The organism is Paraburkholderia bannensis NBRC 103871 (assembly GCF_000685015.1).
Lineage (GTDB): Bacteria > Pseudomonadota > Gammaproteobacteria > Burkholderiales > Burkholderiaceae > Paraburkholderia > Paraburkholderia bannensis.
This window is the reverse complement of record NZ_BAYA01000017.1, coordinates 1-15,706: the sequence shown is the minus strand read 5'-3', so window position 1 is coordinate 15,706 and position 15,706 is coordinate 1. Positions and strand designations below refer to the sequence as shown.

Here is a 15,706-nt window from a genome sequence, read left to right as displayed (position 1 = left end):
ACTCGCGCTTGTTACGCGGCGTACAAAGACAATTGCGCCGACATGACTGGCTCTCCTCAGGCCGCGCGGCTACAGTGCGCTGCATTCCACCCACGGCATGCAACACGAAAAAGAGAGGAACCCTGAATGTCTATCGAGAAACGACTCGCCGAACTGGGATTGACGCTGCCCGAAGCGCCCCAGCCGCTCGGCAGCTATACGGCTGTGAGCGAAGCGGGCAACCTGCTGTTCATCTCGGGCCAGGTGCCGCTCGTGAACGGCAAGATGGCCTTCACCGGGCAGGTCGGGCGCGACCTGGGCATCGAGGAAGGACGCGCGGCGGCGCGTGCGGCCGCGCTCAACGTGCTGGCGCAGGTCGCGCGCCATCTGGGCGGCGTCGATCAAATGGAGCGGCTGGAGCGCATCGTGCGCGTGGAGGGCCACGTGAGCAGCGCCGAAGGTTTCTACGATCAACCGGCCGTGCTGGACGGCGCATCCGAACTGTTCGCGCAGGTGCTCGGCGACAAGGCGGGGCACGCGCGCTCGGCGTTTTCGTACACGCAATTGCCCGCGAATGCAGCGGTGGCGCTGGTGGTGATTGCGTCGCTGCAGCCAGCTTGAACGTGGTCTGAATGTGGCCTGAACGAAGCCTGAGCGCAGCACAAACCCGCCAGCCGCGCGCTTTGCCTTGACGTGAGAGAATCGCCGGATTCGCGCTGCGCCGCCGCGCAGCGCCCCACTTTTCTGGAACCGTCATGACGCAAGCTAACCCGGCGACCCCGCTCCAAATCGATTTCATCTCGGATATCGCCTGCCCGTGGTGCGCGATCGGTCTTTCGTCGCTGCTGCGCGCGCTCGAAAACCTGGGCGACGCGGTCGATGCGCGCATCGCCGTGCATCCCTTCGAATTGAGCCCGGACATGCCCGCAGGCGGCGCGTCGCTCGTCGACTATCTCGGCAAAAAATACGGCCGCACGCCCGAGCAGATCGCCGAAACGCAGGAAGCGATCCGTGAGCGCGGCGCGAGCGTGGGCTTCACGTTCGGCCCGCGCACGCGCGTCTACAACACCTTCGACGCCCATCGCCTGCTGCACTGGGCGGGCCTGGAAGGCAAGCAACTGGCGCTCAAGCTCGCGCTGCTGCGCGCGTATCACGGCGACTGCCAGGACGTGAGCGATGACGACGTGCTGGTGCAGGCCGCGCAATCGGCCGGCCTGGACGGCGACGCCGCGCGCCGGGTGCTCCAGAACGGCACTTACGCCGATGACGTGCGCGCGGAAGAAGCCCAGGTGCAGCAAATGGGCATCCAGTCCGTGCCCGCCATCGTCTTCAACCAGCAGTACCTGATCAGCGGCGGCCAGCCCGTCGAGACGTTCGAAAACGCGATCCGGCAGATCCTGGCGGAGCCGCAACAGGAGGAATAAAGCCCGCCGAAGCCGCGCCATCCACGCGCGCACCGCGCACCGCGTGAGGCGACAGGCGACAACCACAAGCAACCCAGGGATCCACGATGTCCGCCGTCTCGGCTTTCAAGCTCATCCTGCTTTCCCTCATTGCCATCGTCGCGCTGGAACTGCTGGCGCGGCGGCTGCGCCTGCCGCCCGCTGCCGCGCTGCTGGTGGGCGGCGCGGCCATGGCGTTCGCGCCGGGCCTGCCGCCGGTGGTGCTCGACCCCGATCTCGTACTGATCGTGTTCCTGCCGCCGCTGCTCATGGACGGCGCCTACTTCTTCGTCTGGGCCGATTTCAAGCGCCATATCACGCCGATCCTGCTGTTCGCGATCGGCGCGGTTGCATTTACGACCTGGGCGGTCGGCGTCGTCGCGCACTGGGTCGTCCCCACGCTGCCGTGGGCCGTCTGCTTCGCGCTGGGCGCGGTGGTCTCGCCGCCCGACGCCGTCGCCGCCCGCGCCGTGCTGGAGCGGCTCGCGCTGCCGCGCCGCATCATGGTGCTGCTCGAAGGCGAAAGCCTGCTCAACGACGCCGCCGGCCTGGTGCTGTTCCGCTTCGCCGTGGCCGCCGCGCTCACGGGCGCGTTCAGCGCCTCGGGCGCGCTGCTGAGCTTCGCGGGCCTGGCGCTGGGCGGCATCGTGGTCGGCTGGCTGATCGGCTATCTCGCGGTCAACCTGCTGCGCCTGCTCGAAGACGACTACCTGATCATCACCGTCGCCGTGTGCGCGGGCTGGTTCAGCTATATCGCGGGCGACATGGCGGGCGTGTCGAGTGTGATCGCCACCGTCACCTGCGGCATGTACCTGGGCTGGCACCAGCACGAAGTCTTCACCGCGCGCGTGCGCATGCGCGGCACCGCGTTCTGGCAGGTCATGGTGTTCGTGCTGGAGGCGCTGGTATTCGTGCTGATCGGCCTGTCGCTGCGCGGCGTGATCGTGCGGCTGGGCGGCGCGGGAGAAGCGTTCGCGCAACTCGGCCCCGCGGCGATCGCCGTGGTGGCGGCCGTGGTGCTGTCGCGCTGCGTGTGGACGTTCGGCATCGAAGGCATCCGCGCCGTGATCCATCGCCTTGCGCCGCGCCGGGTGCTGGATGCCGATTTCCGCGCGGCGGCCGTGGTCAGCTGGGCCGGCATGCGCGGCGTGGTCACGCTGGCAATCGCGCTGACGCTGCCCGAGAGCCTGCCGGGCCGCGACCTGATCCTGTTCGCGGCGTTCGCCGTGATCCTGTTCACGGTGCTGCTGCAAGGCGTGACGATCGGCCCGTTGATCCGCCTCGTGCGCCCGCTGCAGGACGCCCAGGCGGGCGCGGCCTACCTGAGCGAGCCGCAAGTCTGGGCGCGCCTGCTCGCCGTGCAGCTGGAGACGATCCGCCCGCTCGTGCATGGCCCGGACGGCAGCGTGATCCATCCACGCCTGCTGGAGCAGTACACCTACCGCGCCACGCTGTCGGCGCAGTTCGAACACGCGCAGCACCTGCCCGTCGATGTCCGCGTGGCGCATTACGACGTCGTGCTGGCCGCCGTGCACGCGGGCCGCGCCGAGATCCTGCGCATGCACCGCGCGGGCCTCATCAGCGACGACATGCTGCACGAGGTCGAGCACGATCTCGACCTCGAAGAACTGGGTGCGGAGCACTCGCGCGGCTAGGATTTTGGACGGCGAAGACGCAATCTGGGGGCATTGCCCCGCTTATCCGTTAAAATTGCGCCCACGCGCGGCGCGATTCGCCATCCGGATCGAGAACGTTCAGCGCCGCCCGATCCATTCCTGCCGCCTGAGCGCGGCGTCCGCCCCCACCGGGGCGCGAGACCCAGCATGACGAATAAACCCACCGCTACGCCCTTCAGCGAGCTTGCGCTCGCTCCCGCCACGCTCGAGAACCTCAACCGGCTCGGCTATGTCGAGATGACGCCGATCCAGGCCGCCAGCCTGCCGATCGCGCTCGCCGGTCACGATCTCATCGCGCAGGCCAAGACGGGCAGCGGCAAGACCGCGGCCTTCTCGCTCGCCCTGCTCGCGAAGCTCGACGTGCGCCGCCTCGACGTCCAGGCGATGATCCTGTGCCCCACGCGCGAACTGGCCGACCAGGTCGCGACGGAAATCCGCCGCCTCGCGCGCGCCGAAGAAAACGTCAAGGTGCTCACGCTGTGCGGCGGCACGCCGATGCGCCCGCAGACCGCGAGCCTCGAACACGGCGCGCACATCATCGTCGGCACGCCGGGCCGCATCATGGATCACCTGGAGCGCGGCATCCTCTCGCTCGACGCGCTCAACACGCTGGTGCTCGACGAAGCCGACCGCATGCTCGACATGGGCTTCCACGACGATATCGCCAAGGTCGCGCGCCAGTGCCCGAAGGAGCGCCAGACGCTGCTGTTCTCGGCGACTTACCCCGACGGCATCGCCAAACTGAGCCAGCAGTTCCTGCGCAACCCGAAGGAAGTGAAGCTCGAAGAGCGTCACGACGACAGCAAGATCCGCCAGCGCTTCTACGAAGTCGAAGAAAACGATCGCCTGCATACGGTCGGCCTGCTGCTCAACCACTTCCGCCCGGTCAGCACGATCGCGTTCTGCAACACCAAGCAGCAATGCCGCGACCTGCTCGACGTGTTGCGCGCGCAGGGCTTTCACGCGCTCGCGCTGCACGGCGAGCTCGACCAGCGCGAACGCGACCAGGTGCTGATCCAGTTCGCCAACCGCAGCTGCTCGGTGCTCGTGGCAACCGACGTGGCCGCGCGCGGCCTCGACATCGCACAACTGGAAGCCGTCATCAACGTCGACGTGACGCCCGATCCCGAAGTCTACGTGCACCGTATCGGCCGCACGGGCCGCGCCGATCAGGACGGCTGGGCGCTGTCGCTCTCGACCATGAACGAAATGGGTCGCGTGGGCGGCATCGAGCAGGCGCTCAAGCGCGAAGTGGAATGGCATCCGGTGTCGGAACTTAAGCCCGCGAGCAACGAACCGCTGCTGCCGCCGATGGAAACCGTGCAGATCCTGGGCGGCAAGAAGGAAAAGATCCGTCCGGGCGACGTGCTGGGCGCACTGACGGGCGAAGCCGGCTTCACGGGCGCGCAGATCGGCAAGATCAACGTGACGGAGTTCTCGACCTACGTGGCGGTTGAGCGCAGCATCGCGGGCAATGTCGTGCGCAAGCTCAACGCGGGCAAGGTCAAGGGCAAGAAGGTGCGTGCGCGCTTGATGGACGAATAAGCGCTTTACCTTTTAACGCACGACTCGCGCGGCGGGGCTTCGAACGAAGCTCAGCCGCGCGGCAGCACCAGTTCGAAAATCGAGCCGCCCGCCGCCGAGCTGCGGTACACGGCCTGGCCGCCATGCGCGAGCGCAATGGCGCGCACCACCGACAAACCCAGCCCCGAACCACCGAACTTGCGCGAGCGCGAGGCATCGGCACGCGTGAACGGCTCGAACACCTGATTCGCGAACTCGGGCGCAAGGCCCGGCCCGTCGTCCTCGACAGTCAGCGCGAAGCTCGTCTCGTGCAACGCGAGTGCAATGCGCAAGCGCCCGGGCACCGCATAACGCCGCGCATTGTCCAGCAGCGCGAGCAGCGCCTGACGGATGCGCGCGCCGTCGCAAGCGACCATCACATCGGCCAGATCCAGCTCCAGCGCAAATCCCGCCTCGTGCAGCGTGTCGCTCGCCGAATCGACGGCATGGCGGATCTCGACGTCGATACGCGTGGGCTCCACCCGCATCTCCAGCCGCCCGATGTCCTGCAACGTCACGATATGCAGATCGTCGACGAGCCGCGTGAGACCCTCCACCTGAAACAGCAAGCCGCGAATCTGCGCCTCGTCGGGCTTGAATACGCCGTCTTTCATGCCTTGCAGGCGGCCGCGCAGGATCGTGAGCGGCGTGCGCAGCTCGTGGGCGATGGCCGCATTCCAGGCGGTCATGTCGCTCGTCATGCGTTGCAGGCGCACGGCCATCGCATTGAAATCGTCGACCAGATGCGCGGTTTCGCCGAGCGAGCGGTCGCCTGGAACCGCGCGCGCCTCCAGGTCGCCCGCGGCGATGCGGCGCGCGCTTTCGGCCAGCGAATTGAGCGGAGCGAGGATGCGCCGCGCGAGGCGCGAGGCGATCACAGCGGCCACCACGAGACCGACCAGCAACAGGATCGCGAAGATCAGGTAGTCGCGCGGATCGGGGATGAAGAGATCGTCGGGCGTGAGCGGGCCGGACGGCGGCGCGAACAGATAAAGCAGCCCGTAAATCACAATCGAGCCGACGAACGCAATCAGCATCGTGATGCTCGACACGAGCCCCATCGACAGGACGATCTGGCGGCCCAGCCGCCCGCGCTCCCTGGTCGTCACGACGCAGCGAGCCTGTAGCCGACGCCGCGCACGACGGTGATCATTTCGGCGGCGCCTGCCTTGTCGAGCTTCTTGCGCAGGTTGCTGACGTGGCTGTCGACGGTGCGCTCCAGTGCGTCGCCGCCGGGCAGGCAGGCGTCGATCAGCTCGCTGCGCGAGAACACGCGGTTGGGCCACTTCGCCATATGCGTGAGGACGCGGAATTCGGTGAGCGTGAGGGCGAGTTGCGTGGTGCCGGATGCGTCGGTCGCGCCGCGCACGCTGGCGACGTAGCTTTCGGTGTCGATTTCCAGGCGGCCCACGCGCAGGACGCTTTCCGCGCGCGCGACGCCGGTGCGGCGCAGGACGGCGCCGATGCGTGCGACGACTTCGACCGGGTTGAAGGGCTTGACGACGTAATCGTCTGCGCCGATGCGCAGGCCCTGGAGGCGGTCGATGTCCTGATCGAGCGCGGTGACGATGACCACGGGCGTGTCGCCGCGTCGGCGCAGTTCGGCGAGCACTTCCCAGCCGTCTTTGCCTGGCATTTTTATGTCTAGCAGCACAAGGTCGGGCTTGAGTAGCGGCTGCACGTCGAGTGCGGCCTGGCCGTTGTTGACCTGATAGGTGCGGTAGCCCTCGCGGCTCAAATAGGCGTCGAGAATTTCGGCGATTTCGGGTTCGTCTTCGGCTATCAGGATCAGCGCGTTCATGGTTCGGCGGGGGGGGTGGCGCGGCTTTGGGTCGGTGAATCGTGGGGCCGCTTGGTGCTTTGGGCAATCGGATTCATCGAATCTCCATCATAGCTCAACAGTTTTTGGGGGGAGGCTGCGCGGGCTGGGGTTTTGCTTGGGGTTTCTTTGTGGTTGGCATTTCCTTGTTGTCGTGTCGGTCTATTAGCGTTGCCCCTGTGCGGGGCGGCACTTACTTTCTTTGCCGCGGCAAAGAAAGGTAAGCAAAGAAAGCCGCTCAAACCGCCAGTGTGACGCCGTCCACCACTCGCCCACCAGGGGAGTGGTGACTGGGCATTGCTCGCATCTCTCGCCGTATAACGGATAGGCGGCGCCCGCACCTCCGGGGGCGCAAGCGCCCCGTTGGGCATAACAAAAACCCTTGTTTTGCAGGCGTTTTCGCTCTCGCTGAGGCGATCAGAACCATCGGTTTCCCACGCAGACCCTGCCGTTGCGAGCGCAGCGAGCAACGGGATGTGCGGGCGTCACCACTTTGTTGTGTGGCGCGATAAACGAGCGCTGCCCAGTCACCACTCCGATCATGGGCGAGAGGTGGACTGCGTCACACTGGCGGTGTGAGCGGCTTTCTTTGCTTACTTTCTTTGCCGCCGCAAAGAAAGTAAGTGCCGCCCCGCACAGGGGCAACGCTAATAGACCGACACGATCACAAGGAAATGCCAACCAACAAAGCACGGCCCCACCTCAACCAAACCTCCACAAAACCTCCACCGACCGCAAACGCCACGCGATCAAACTCCATGCTCTGCCAAACCGCCAGCCCGGACACCGCAAGCAGACATGCACACACACGATCCAAAAAAAGCAGCCGCGACCCTGCTCGCGCTCGCAGCGCTCACCACGCTAACGGCCTGCAACCGCAACCACCCCGACGCCTCCCAACCCACCCCCACCCCGCAAGTCAGCGTCATAAAACTACACCCACAAGCCGTCCCCATCACCGCAGAACTACCCGGCCGCATCGTCGCCTTCCTTGAAGCCGAAGTGCGCCCGCAAGTCGGCGGCATCATCCAGCAGCGCTTATTCATAGAAGGCGGCGAAGTCAAAGCAGGCCAGCCGCTCTACCAGATCGACGCGGCCAGCTACCGCGCCGCGCGCGACAGCGCCGAAGCCGCGCTGCTGCGCGCCCAGGCCGCGATCCCTTCTGCGCAGGCCAAAGCCGACCGTAACCAGGCGCTCATCAAACAGAACGCAATCAGTCGTCAGGATTACGAAGAAGCGATGGACGCGCTCGCCCAGGCGCGCGCCGGCGTCGCCGCCGCAAAGGCGACGCTGGAAACGGCCCGTATCGATCTCGACCGCACGACGATCCGCGCGCCGATCTCGGGCCGCATCGACCGCTCCACGCTCACGCCCGGTGCGCTCGTCAGTGCGAGCCAGAGCACGGCGCTCACGACGATCCACCAGATCGACCGCGTCAACGTCGACCTCACGCAATCGAGCGCGAACCTGCTCAACCTGCGCGAAGCCATCGACGCAGGCCACGTAGTCAGCGCAAACGGCGGCGTGCCAGTAAAGCTGAAGCTCGAAAACGGCGCCACGTATCCACAAGAAGGCCGCCTCGAATTCGGCGAGTCGAGCGTCGCGACCGGCACTGGCACCTACACGCTGCGTGCCGTCGTCCCCAATCCTCGCCGCATGCTGCTGCCCGGCATGTACGTGCGCGCGATCGTCGAAGAAGGCACCGTGCCGCAGGCCTACCTGCTACCGCAGCGCGCCGTGAGCCGCAACACGCGCGGCGAGGCCACCGCTTTGCTCGTGCGCAGCGGCAAGGTCGAGGAAGTCGAACTCGCGGGCGCGCGCGAGCACGGTAACGACTGGCTCGTCACGCAAGGCCTGCACGAAGGCGATGCGCTGATCGTCGAAGGCAGCCAGCAGGTGCGCTCGGGCGACGCAGTGGCCGCCACTGAAGTCGCCATCGATACCGCGACCGGCAAGGTGCGCGCACTGTCCGCCACCGCCAGCGATAGCGCGCAAACCGACGCCCAGACCTCAGCGAAGAAAACGGCAACAACGGAAACAACAGGGAGCTAAACGCCATCATGTCGGCATTTTTCATCAAGCGCCCCGTGTTCGCGTGGGTGCTCGCCATCGTCGTGATGCTGGCCGGCCTGCTCGCGCTCAAGCGCCTGCCCGTCGCGCAGTATCCCGAGATCGCGCCCACCACCATTTCGATTTCCGCGACCTACGCAGGCGCCGATGCCCAGACCATCGAGAACTCGGTCACCCGCGTGATCGAACAGGGCCTCACCGGCCTCGACAATCTGCTCTACATGTCCGCGAGTTCGGACGCGTCGGGCGAAGTCGAGATCCGCCTCACCTTCAGCAACAAGGCCAACGCCGATGTCGCGCAGATGCAGGTGCAGAACAAGCTGCAACTCGTCACCGCGCAACTGCCTTCGGTCGTGCAGAGCACCGGCCTCACGGTGACGAAATCGTCGGCGAGCTTCCTGATGGTCGTCGGCTTCGTTTCGACCGATGGCAAGCTGCGCTCGATCGATCTCGACGACTATGTGGGCAGCACGCTTCAAGACCAGATTCGCCGCGTGCCTGGCGTGGGCAACACGCAGTTGTTCGGTTCGAGCTACGCCATGCGGATCTGGCTCGACCCGGCGCGCCTGCAGCAATACGCGCTGATGCCCGGCGACGTGGAAACCGCGCTGCGCGCTCAGAACGCCCAGGTCGCGGCAGGCCAGCTCGGCGCGCAGCCCGCACGGCCCGGCCAGCAGCTCAACGCCACGGTCACCGCACAAAGCCGCCTGCAAACCGTCGCGCAGTTCGAGGACGTCATCATCAAGAGCGCCACCGATGGCGCCGTGGTGCGCCTCAAGGACGTCGCGCGCGTGGAGCTGGGTGCGGAAAACTACACCTACGCCTCGACCTATAACGGCCAGCCCGCGTCGTCGCTGGGCGTGATGCTCGCCACGGGCGCGAACGCCATCGACACGGCCAGTGGCATCAAGACGCTGGTCGCCTCGCTCAAGAACACCCTGCCCGCAGGCGTCGAGGTGGTCTATCCGTACGACACCACGCCGTTCGTTTCGCTGTCGATTCACGAGGTCGTGAAGACGCTGTTTGAAGCCATCGTGCTCGTCTTCATCGTCATGCTGGTGTTCCTGCAGAACGTGCGCGCGACGCTGATTCCGACCCTGGCGATTCCGGTCGTGCTGCTCGGCACCTTTGGCGTGCTCGCCGTGTTCGGCTATTCGATCAACACGCTGACCATGTTCGCGATGGTGCTCGCCATCGGCCTGCTGGTGGACGATGCGATCGTCGTGGTGGAGAACGTCGAGCGCGTAATGACCGAGGAAAACCTCGACCCGCGCGAGGCCACGCTCAAGTCGATGCGCGAGATCACCGGCGCGCTGATCGGCATTGCCACCGTGCTGTCCGCCGTGTTCGTGCCGATGGCGTTCTCGTCCGGGTCGACGGGCACGATCTATCGACAGTTCTCGGTCACCATCGTCACGGCGATGCTGCTGTCGGTCGCCGTCGCGCTGATTCTCACGCCCGCGCTGTGCGCGACGATCCTGCGCCGCTCGCCAACTCACGGCGCGCAGCATGGCTTCGCGGGCTGGTTCAACCGCCATTTCGAGCGTGGCTCGAACGCCTATCGCAGCGGCGTCGCCGGCATGCTCGGGCGCGGCAAGCGCTTTCTGGCGATCTTCGTCGCGCTGGTCGTGGCGATGGGCTGGATGTTCATGCGCCTGCCCAGCTCCTTTTTGCCGGTCGAGGATCAGGGCATCCTGCTGACCGCCGTGCAGTTGCCACCCGGCGCGATGAACGCGCGCACCCAGGACGTGCTCAAGCGCGTGACGGACTATTACCTGCACGACGAAAAAGATGCGGTCGAAGGCGTCATGGCGATCGAAGGCTACGGCTTCGGCGGCTCGGGGCAGAACGCGGGCATGGTGTTCGTGCGCCTGAAGGACTTCGAGAAGCGCAAGTCGGCGACTCTCTCCGCGCAGGAAGTGGCGCAGCGCGCGAGCGCGGCCTTTGCCGCCATCGGCGACGCCCAGGTCTACGCGCTGCTGCCGCCCGCCATCGACGGCATGGGCACTTCCAACGGCTTCGACTTCTATTTGCAGGACACCAATGGCGCGGGACGCGAAAAACTCCTCCAGATGCGCGACAAGCTGCTGGCCGCCGCGGGCCGCAACCCCGCGCTGGCCAATACGCGCCCGACGGGCCAGGAGCCGACGCCGCAGTTCGCCGTGGCGATCGACCAGGCCAAGGCCAGCGCGCTCGGCCTGAGTCTCGCCGATATCAACCAGACGCTCTCGGTCGCCTGGGGCAGCGACTACGTGAACGACTTCATCGACCGGGGCCGCGTGAAACGCGTCTATGTGCAGTCCGATGCGGACTTCCGCATGCAGCCGCGCGACCTCGACAACTGGCACGTGCGCAATGCGAGTAACGAGATGGTGCCGTTCGCCGCATTCGCTCACGGCAACTGGACTTTCGGCCCGACGCGGCTGGAGCGCTACAACGGCAATTCGGCGCTGGAGATCCAGGGCGAAGCCGCGCCGGGCGTGAGTTCGGGCACCGCCATGCGCGAGATCGACAAACTGGTCGCGACGCTGCCGCCGGGCTATCGCCACGAATGGACGGGCCTGTCGTACGAGGAGCGCCTGGCGGGCGACCAGGCCGCCGCGCTCTACGCGATTTCCGTGCTGGTGGTGTTCCTGTGCCTCGCAGCGCTCTACGAGAGCTGGTCGATCCCGTTCGCGGTGATGCTCACTGTGCCGGTGGGCATGGCGGGCGCGCTGCTGGCCGCGATGCTGTGCGGCCAGACCAACGACGTCTATTTCAAGGTGGGCCTGCTCACGACCATCGGGCTTGCGGCCAAGAACGCCATCCTGATCGTCGAATTCGCGCTGGAACGCGAAGCGCACGGTGCGAGCCTCGTCGAAGCCACGCTCGACGCCGCGCGTCAGCGCCTGCGGCCGATCCTGATGACGTCGTTCGCCTTCATCCTCGGCGTCGCGCCGCTGGCTGTCGCCACGGGCGCGGGCTCGGGCGCACAGAACGCCATCGGCATCGGCGTGATGGGCGGCATGCTCGCGGCCACCGTGCTGGGTATTTTCTTCGCGCCGCTGCTGTACGTAGCGGTTCGCATGGCTTTCAAGGGCAAGCGCACATGAACGCATTTCAACGCCTCATCCTGAACCGGCCGCGCGCCACGTTCGCGCTCGCTGGCTGGTTGGGCACGGCGACGCTGCTCGCGGGCTGCGCAGTCGGCCCCGACTACCGCGCGCCGCAGGCAGACGCGCCAGCGCAATGGCGCACGGCGCCGCCTGTGTCTGCGTCGACTCAGCCGACGCTCGCCGATGGCAGCACCGATCTCCAGCAATGGTGGGCGCGCCTGAACGATCCACTGCTCGACGCACTCGTGAACGAAGCCGTGGCGGGCAACCTCGACGTGGCGACGGCCACCTCCCGCGTGCGCGAAGCGCGCGCCGTGCTGCGCCAGGCGGGCGGCGCGCTCTATCCGTCGCTCAATGCGACGGGCGGCTTCACGCGCTCCGGCCAGGGTTCGAGCGCCGTGACGACGGGCAGCACGACGGGCAGCACGACGTCCTCGACGGCAAGCACGCTCGGCGGCAGCGGCCCGACCAACCTGTTCCAGGCAGGCTTCGACGCCAGTTGGGAAATCGATATCTTCGGCGCGAACCGCCGCGCGCTGGAGGCCGCACGCGACAGCTACGACGCCGCGCAATGGGATCGCCGCACGGCGCTGCTCACGCTGATCGGCGACGTGACCACGCGCTATGTGCAGGCGCGCGGCTATCAGGCGCGCCTCGCGCTGGCACGCGCAACGGCGACCTCGCAACAGGAAACCGCGCGTCTCACCCGCGTGCGCTACACGGCGGGCGCGACTTCGGGCCTCGATGCGGCGAATGCCGCGGGCGAGGCGCAATCGACGCTCGCCACGATCCCCGCGCTCGAAGCGAGCTATGCGCAGACCGTGTACAGCCTTGCCGTGCTCACGGGCCGCACGCCCGACGCGCTGGTCGAGCGCATGGAAGCGCCGCTGCCGGTGCCCGCACCCGTGCTGCCGGTGGCGCGCGGCGTGCCCGCCGACACGCTGCTCGCGCGCCCCGACGTGCGCGCCGCCGAACGCCGCTACGCGCAGTACACGGCGCGCGTCGGCCAGGCCGAGGCCGCGCGTTACCCGCGCGTGACACTGACGGGATCGCTGAGCACGTCGGGCACGCAGTTCGGCGACCTTGCGCGGCATTCGTCGATCGGCTGGTCGATTGGGCCTTCGGTGACGATTCCGCTGTTCGATGCGGGCCGCCTGAAGGCCGCCGTCGATATCGCCGATGCGCAGCGCGAGCAGTACCTGATCGCGTATCGTTCGGCGGTGCTCACGGCGCTCACCGATGTCGAGAACGCCAGCGTCTCGCTCGCACGCGAAACCGAGCGCACGCAAAGCCTTCAGCAATCCGCCGACGCCTATGGCGAAGCCGCGAAGCTCGCGCATGCGCGCTACGAATCAGGATCGACGGGCTTTCTTGAGGTGCTGACCGCCGACCGTTCGCTCTACTCGGCGCAGGACACGCTGATCCAGAGCCGCGTGAGCGTGACGACCGATTACATCGCGTTGAACAAGGCGCTGGGCGGCGGCTGGGATGGCGATGCTGGCGCCGGTACGACTCGATGAACTAGCGTGGGGTTTCTCCGCTAATCGACTGGATTTGCTCATGTCGAACCGGCATGAAACCCCAAGGCGCCCGCAGCGATGCCCGAACGCATTCAACTCACGATCATTCGCGAAGTCGAGCGCCAGGGATCGCTCACGACGGCGTCCGCCGCCGCGCCGTGCAACGTTGGCGCATGGTGTAAAAGCTCGAACATTGCCGCGACCATGCGCTCGCCATCGCGCACGAAATCCAGACCTTGCGGCACCAGAAAACTGTCGCGTATCAGCCCGGTAATCTGCGCATGCAGCAGCGCGGCGGCGAGACGCACATCGAGCGTCGGCGGCACCTGTTGGCGGCGCTTCGCGTTCGTGAGGCCGCGCTCCAGGTTCGCAACGCCCTCGCGCGCGTACTCGCGCATGCGCCCCGCCACGCTCGCCATCTCGTCGACGAGTTCGCAGCGGTTGAACACAATCTCGAAGACACGCCGCCGCCGCGCATCGCATTGCGCGTCGTGCAGGCAGACGAGAATCGCGCGTTGCATCGCGGCCAGCGGATCCGGCGCGTGCGGATCGATGAAAGCGCCGATCAGTTCCTCTAGCGGCAAACGCGTCCGCTCCAGCAGCGCTTCCAGCAGATCGGCCTTGTTGCGGAAGTGACCGTAGATCGCGCCGCGCGTGAGGCCCGCTGCTTCGGCGATATCGGCAAGCGTGGTGTGCGAAACACCGTGCCGCGCGAACAGCATTTCCGCACTGTCGAGCAGACTGTTGCGGGTTTCGAGCGCGGCTTCCCTGGTGCGCTTTGCCATTCAGGTCGTGCTGATGTTTGCCGCAACGCGATTGGGCGCGGGGGCGTTTTCGCCTTGCAGCAGGCAGGCCGTACCGCCTGGCGTGTACATGCTGACGACGCAACGGTTGCACGACGTGCAGCCCGATTTTGCGTCTGCCTCGCGTCTCATCCGTTCGACGAAATCCGGCTCGTAGAGCAGCGCACGCGCCATGGCCACTGCGTCGAAGCCCTCCTCCATTGCCTGCGCAACATTCGCTGCAGAACGCACGCCGCCCAGGTATGCCAGCGGCAACGTCACGGCTTCACGCACCTTGCGGGAATGGTCGAGGAAATACATCTCGCGAAAGCCGTCGAAACGCGGCTCTGTGAGTTTTTGCAGGTGCATCGCCAGACGCACGATGGGGTTCGATACGTTCGCGCGCGCCTCATTCGGCAACGGACTGCCGAAAAGCTGCCAGACGGATTCCACGTTCATCCCGCCGCTCAGCACGAGCATGTGCGCGCCTTCGGCTTCCAGCACCTGGGCGATTTCGGCGGCGTCTTCGGCGTTGTTGCCGCCTTTTACCCCTTCGGTTACGCCGATTTTGCAGAGCACGGCGCAGTCGCGGCCCACCGCGTCGAGCACCCGGCGCAAGACGCGCAAGGGAAATAGCGCGCGCTGTGCGGCGGTGCCGCCGTAGGCGTCGTCGCGATGGTTGTAGAGCGGCGAGAGAAACTGGCTCAGCAGGTAGCCGTGGCCCATGTGGATTTCGACGGCATCGAATCCAGCTTCGCGGGCGCGGCGGGCGGCTTGCGCGAATTGCGTGGCGCAGGCGTCCATGTCGCGCTCGGTCATCGCCTGTTTGAAGAAGCGGCCGCTCATCAGGCCGACTTTGTTCAGGCCTCCGGATGCGCTTAGCGGGCGCTTTGTCGATAGCTCTGGCAGGAAGGTGAAGCAGCCGCCGTGGGTGATTTGCGCGCTGGCCGCGGCGTTGTGGCGATGGACGGCGTCGGTTAGCGCTCGCAATGGCGCCAGTGTGGTGCCGTCGAGTTGCGCCTGGTCGGGGAAGGTGCGGGCGTCGGGGCTCACTGCGCAGTAGGCGACGGTTGTGAGTGCTGCGCCGCCGGCTGCGATTGATTCGTGCAGGTTCAGCAAGGCCTGTGAGGGGATGCCTTTGGGCGTCATGCCCTCGTTTGTCGCCGATTTTATGAAGCGGTTGCGCAGCGTTATCGGGCCTAGGGTGAGTGGGCTGTACGCCTTTTCTATCGAATTTGGGGGCGTTCGCCCACTCTTTTGAGTCATGCTGCGCTCGTGGTGTGGTAGTCGTCCTCGCCCCAGTAGGCTCGCATGCTCGTGATCTTGCCTTCTGGGTTGAATTCCATGACGTCTGTTACGTCAATGTGGGCCGGGCCCGTTGGGCCTTGTACGTGAACCTTGAAGGTGATTGTCGCTGCGTTGGAGTGGGAGCCGCGGGGCGGCGCTATTAGTTCGAGGCGTGCGCCTAAGGTCGTGGCGTGGCCGTAGAAGGCTGCTATTTCTTCGCTGCCGCGCTTGATTGGGGTGCCTACTGGGTCTTCTATTGTGGCTTCGGGTGAAAATAGCGATATGACGCGCTGTGCGTCGCCTGCGTTGAATGCTTCTATGTATTCTTGCAGGCTCGCTTTCATTGGGTTTTTTGATTTCATTTGGGTTCCTTATTGTTTGGTTTGGGTTTTGGTTTGGGTTTATTGGCGTGGTTGGCATTTCCTTGTTTTCGTGTCGGTCTATTAGCGTTGCCCCTGTGCGGGGCGGCACTC

Annotated in this window: 12 protein-coding genes; 7 read left to right on the top strand and 5 right to left on the bottom strand. The window is 66.1% G+C overall.

Annotated features, from left to right (window positions below; translation table 11 throughout):
- Positions 1 to 126 precede the first annotated feature (126 nt).
- From BBA01S_RS24465 to dbpA, 4 genes are all read left to right on the top strand, one after another.
- A complete protein-coding gene (locus BBA01S_RS24465; RefSeq protein WP_027818748.1) occupies positions 127 to 600 on the top strand; it encodes a RidA family protein in 474 nt (157 codons plus the stop codon).
- 134 nt (positions 601 to 734) lie between these two features.
- Positions 735 to 1,403: a DsbA family oxidoreductase gene (locus tag BBA01S_RS24460; RefSeq protein WP_027818747.1), complete on the top strand. Its 669-nt coding sequence runs from the start codon at positions 735 to 737 to the stop codon at positions 1,401 to 1,403.
- Between the two features lie 86 nt (positions 1,404 to 1,489).
- A complete protein-coding gene (locus tag BBA01S_RS24455; RefSeq protein ID WP_027818746.1) occupies positions 1,490 to 3,076 on the top strand; it encodes a Na+/H+ antiporter in 1,587 nt (528 codons plus the stop codon).
- Between the two features lie 168 nt (positions 3,077 to 3,244).
- Positions 3,245 to 4,642 carry an ATP-dependent RNA helicase DbpA gene (gene dbpA / locus BBA01S_RS24450; protein ID WP_027818745.1) on the top strand — a complete coding sequence of 466 codons (1,398 nt, stop codon included), beginning with the start codon at positions 3,245 to 3,247 and terminating at the stop codon, positions 4,640 to 4,642.
- Between the two features lie 50 nt (positions 4,643 to 4,692).
- On the opposite strand, the gene BBA01S_RS24445 is transcribed toward dbpA, so the two are convergent.
- Positions 4,693 to 5,721, bottom strand: a complete 1,029-nt coding sequence (locus tag BBA01S_RS24445) for an ATP-binding protein (RefSeq protein WP_042297862.1) — start codon at positions 5,719 to 5,721, stop codon at positions 4,693 to 4,695.
- 44 nt (positions 5,722 to 5,765) lie between these two features.
- On the bottom strand, positions 5,766 to 6,461 hold the full coding sequence (locus BBA01S_RS24440) for a response regulator (protein ID WP_027818743.1): 696 nt from the start codon (positions 6,459 to 6,461) through the stop codon (positions 5,766 to 5,768).
- Positions 6,462 to 7,277: 816 nt separating this feature from the next.
- Here BBA01S_RS24440 and BBA01S_RS42545 point away from each other — a divergent pair.
- The 3 genes from BBA01S_RS42545 to BBA01S_RS42535 are packed head-to-tail and all read left to right on the top strand — an operon-like array spanning position 7,278 to position 13,164.
- Complete coding sequence (locus tag BBA01S_RS42545) at positions 7,278 to 8,531, top strand: efflux RND transporter periplasmic adaptor subunit (protein WP_042297827.1); 1,254 nt, start codon at positions 7,278 to 7,280, stop codon at positions 8,529 to 8,531.
- An 8-nt stretch (positions 8,532 to 8,539) separates the two neighbouring features.
- Positions 8,540 to 11,641: an efflux RND transporter permease subunit gene (locus tag BBA01S_RS42540; protein WP_042297826.1), complete on the top strand. Its 3,102-nt coding sequence runs from the start codon at positions 8,540 to 8,542 to the stop codon at positions 11,639 to 11,641.
- Positions 11,638 to 13,164, top strand: coding sequence for an efflux transporter outer membrane subunit (locus BBA01S_RS42535; RefSeq protein ID WP_052391870.1), 1,527 nt, complete (start codon positions 11,638 to 11,640; stop codon positions 13,162 to 13,164). The genes BBA01S_RS42540 and BBA01S_RS42535 overlap by 4 nt, the downstream gene beginning before the upstream one ends.
- A 92-nt stretch (positions 13,165 to 13,256) precedes the next feature.
- Here the strand turns inward: BBA01S_RS42535 and BBA01S_RS42530 are convergent, their stop codons facing one another.
- The 3 genes from BBA01S_RS42530 to BBA01S_RS24410 are packed head-to-tail and all read right to left on the bottom strand — an operon-like array spanning position 13,257 to position 15,595.
- Positions 13,257 to 13,949: a TetR family transcriptional regulator gene (locus tag BBA01S_RS42530; protein ID WP_042297825.1), complete on the bottom strand. Its 693-nt coding sequence runs from the start codon at positions 13,947 to 13,949 to the stop codon at positions 13,257 to 13,259.
- Positions 13,950 to 15,212, bottom strand: coding sequence for an NADH:flavin oxidoreductase (locus BBA01S_RS24415; RefSeq protein WP_042297824.1), 1,263 nt, complete (start codon positions 15,210 to 15,212; stop codon positions 13,950 to 13,952).
- On the bottom strand, positions 15,209 to 15,595 hold the full coding sequence (locus BBA01S_RS24410; RefSeq protein ID WP_027818741.1) for a nuclear transport factor 2 family protein: 387 nt from the start codon (positions 15,593 to 15,595) through the stop codon (positions 15,209 to 15,211). The genes BBA01S_RS24415 and BBA01S_RS24410 overlap by 4 nt, the downstream gene beginning before the upstream one ends.
- Positions 15,596 to 15,706: the final 111 nt, after the last annotated feature.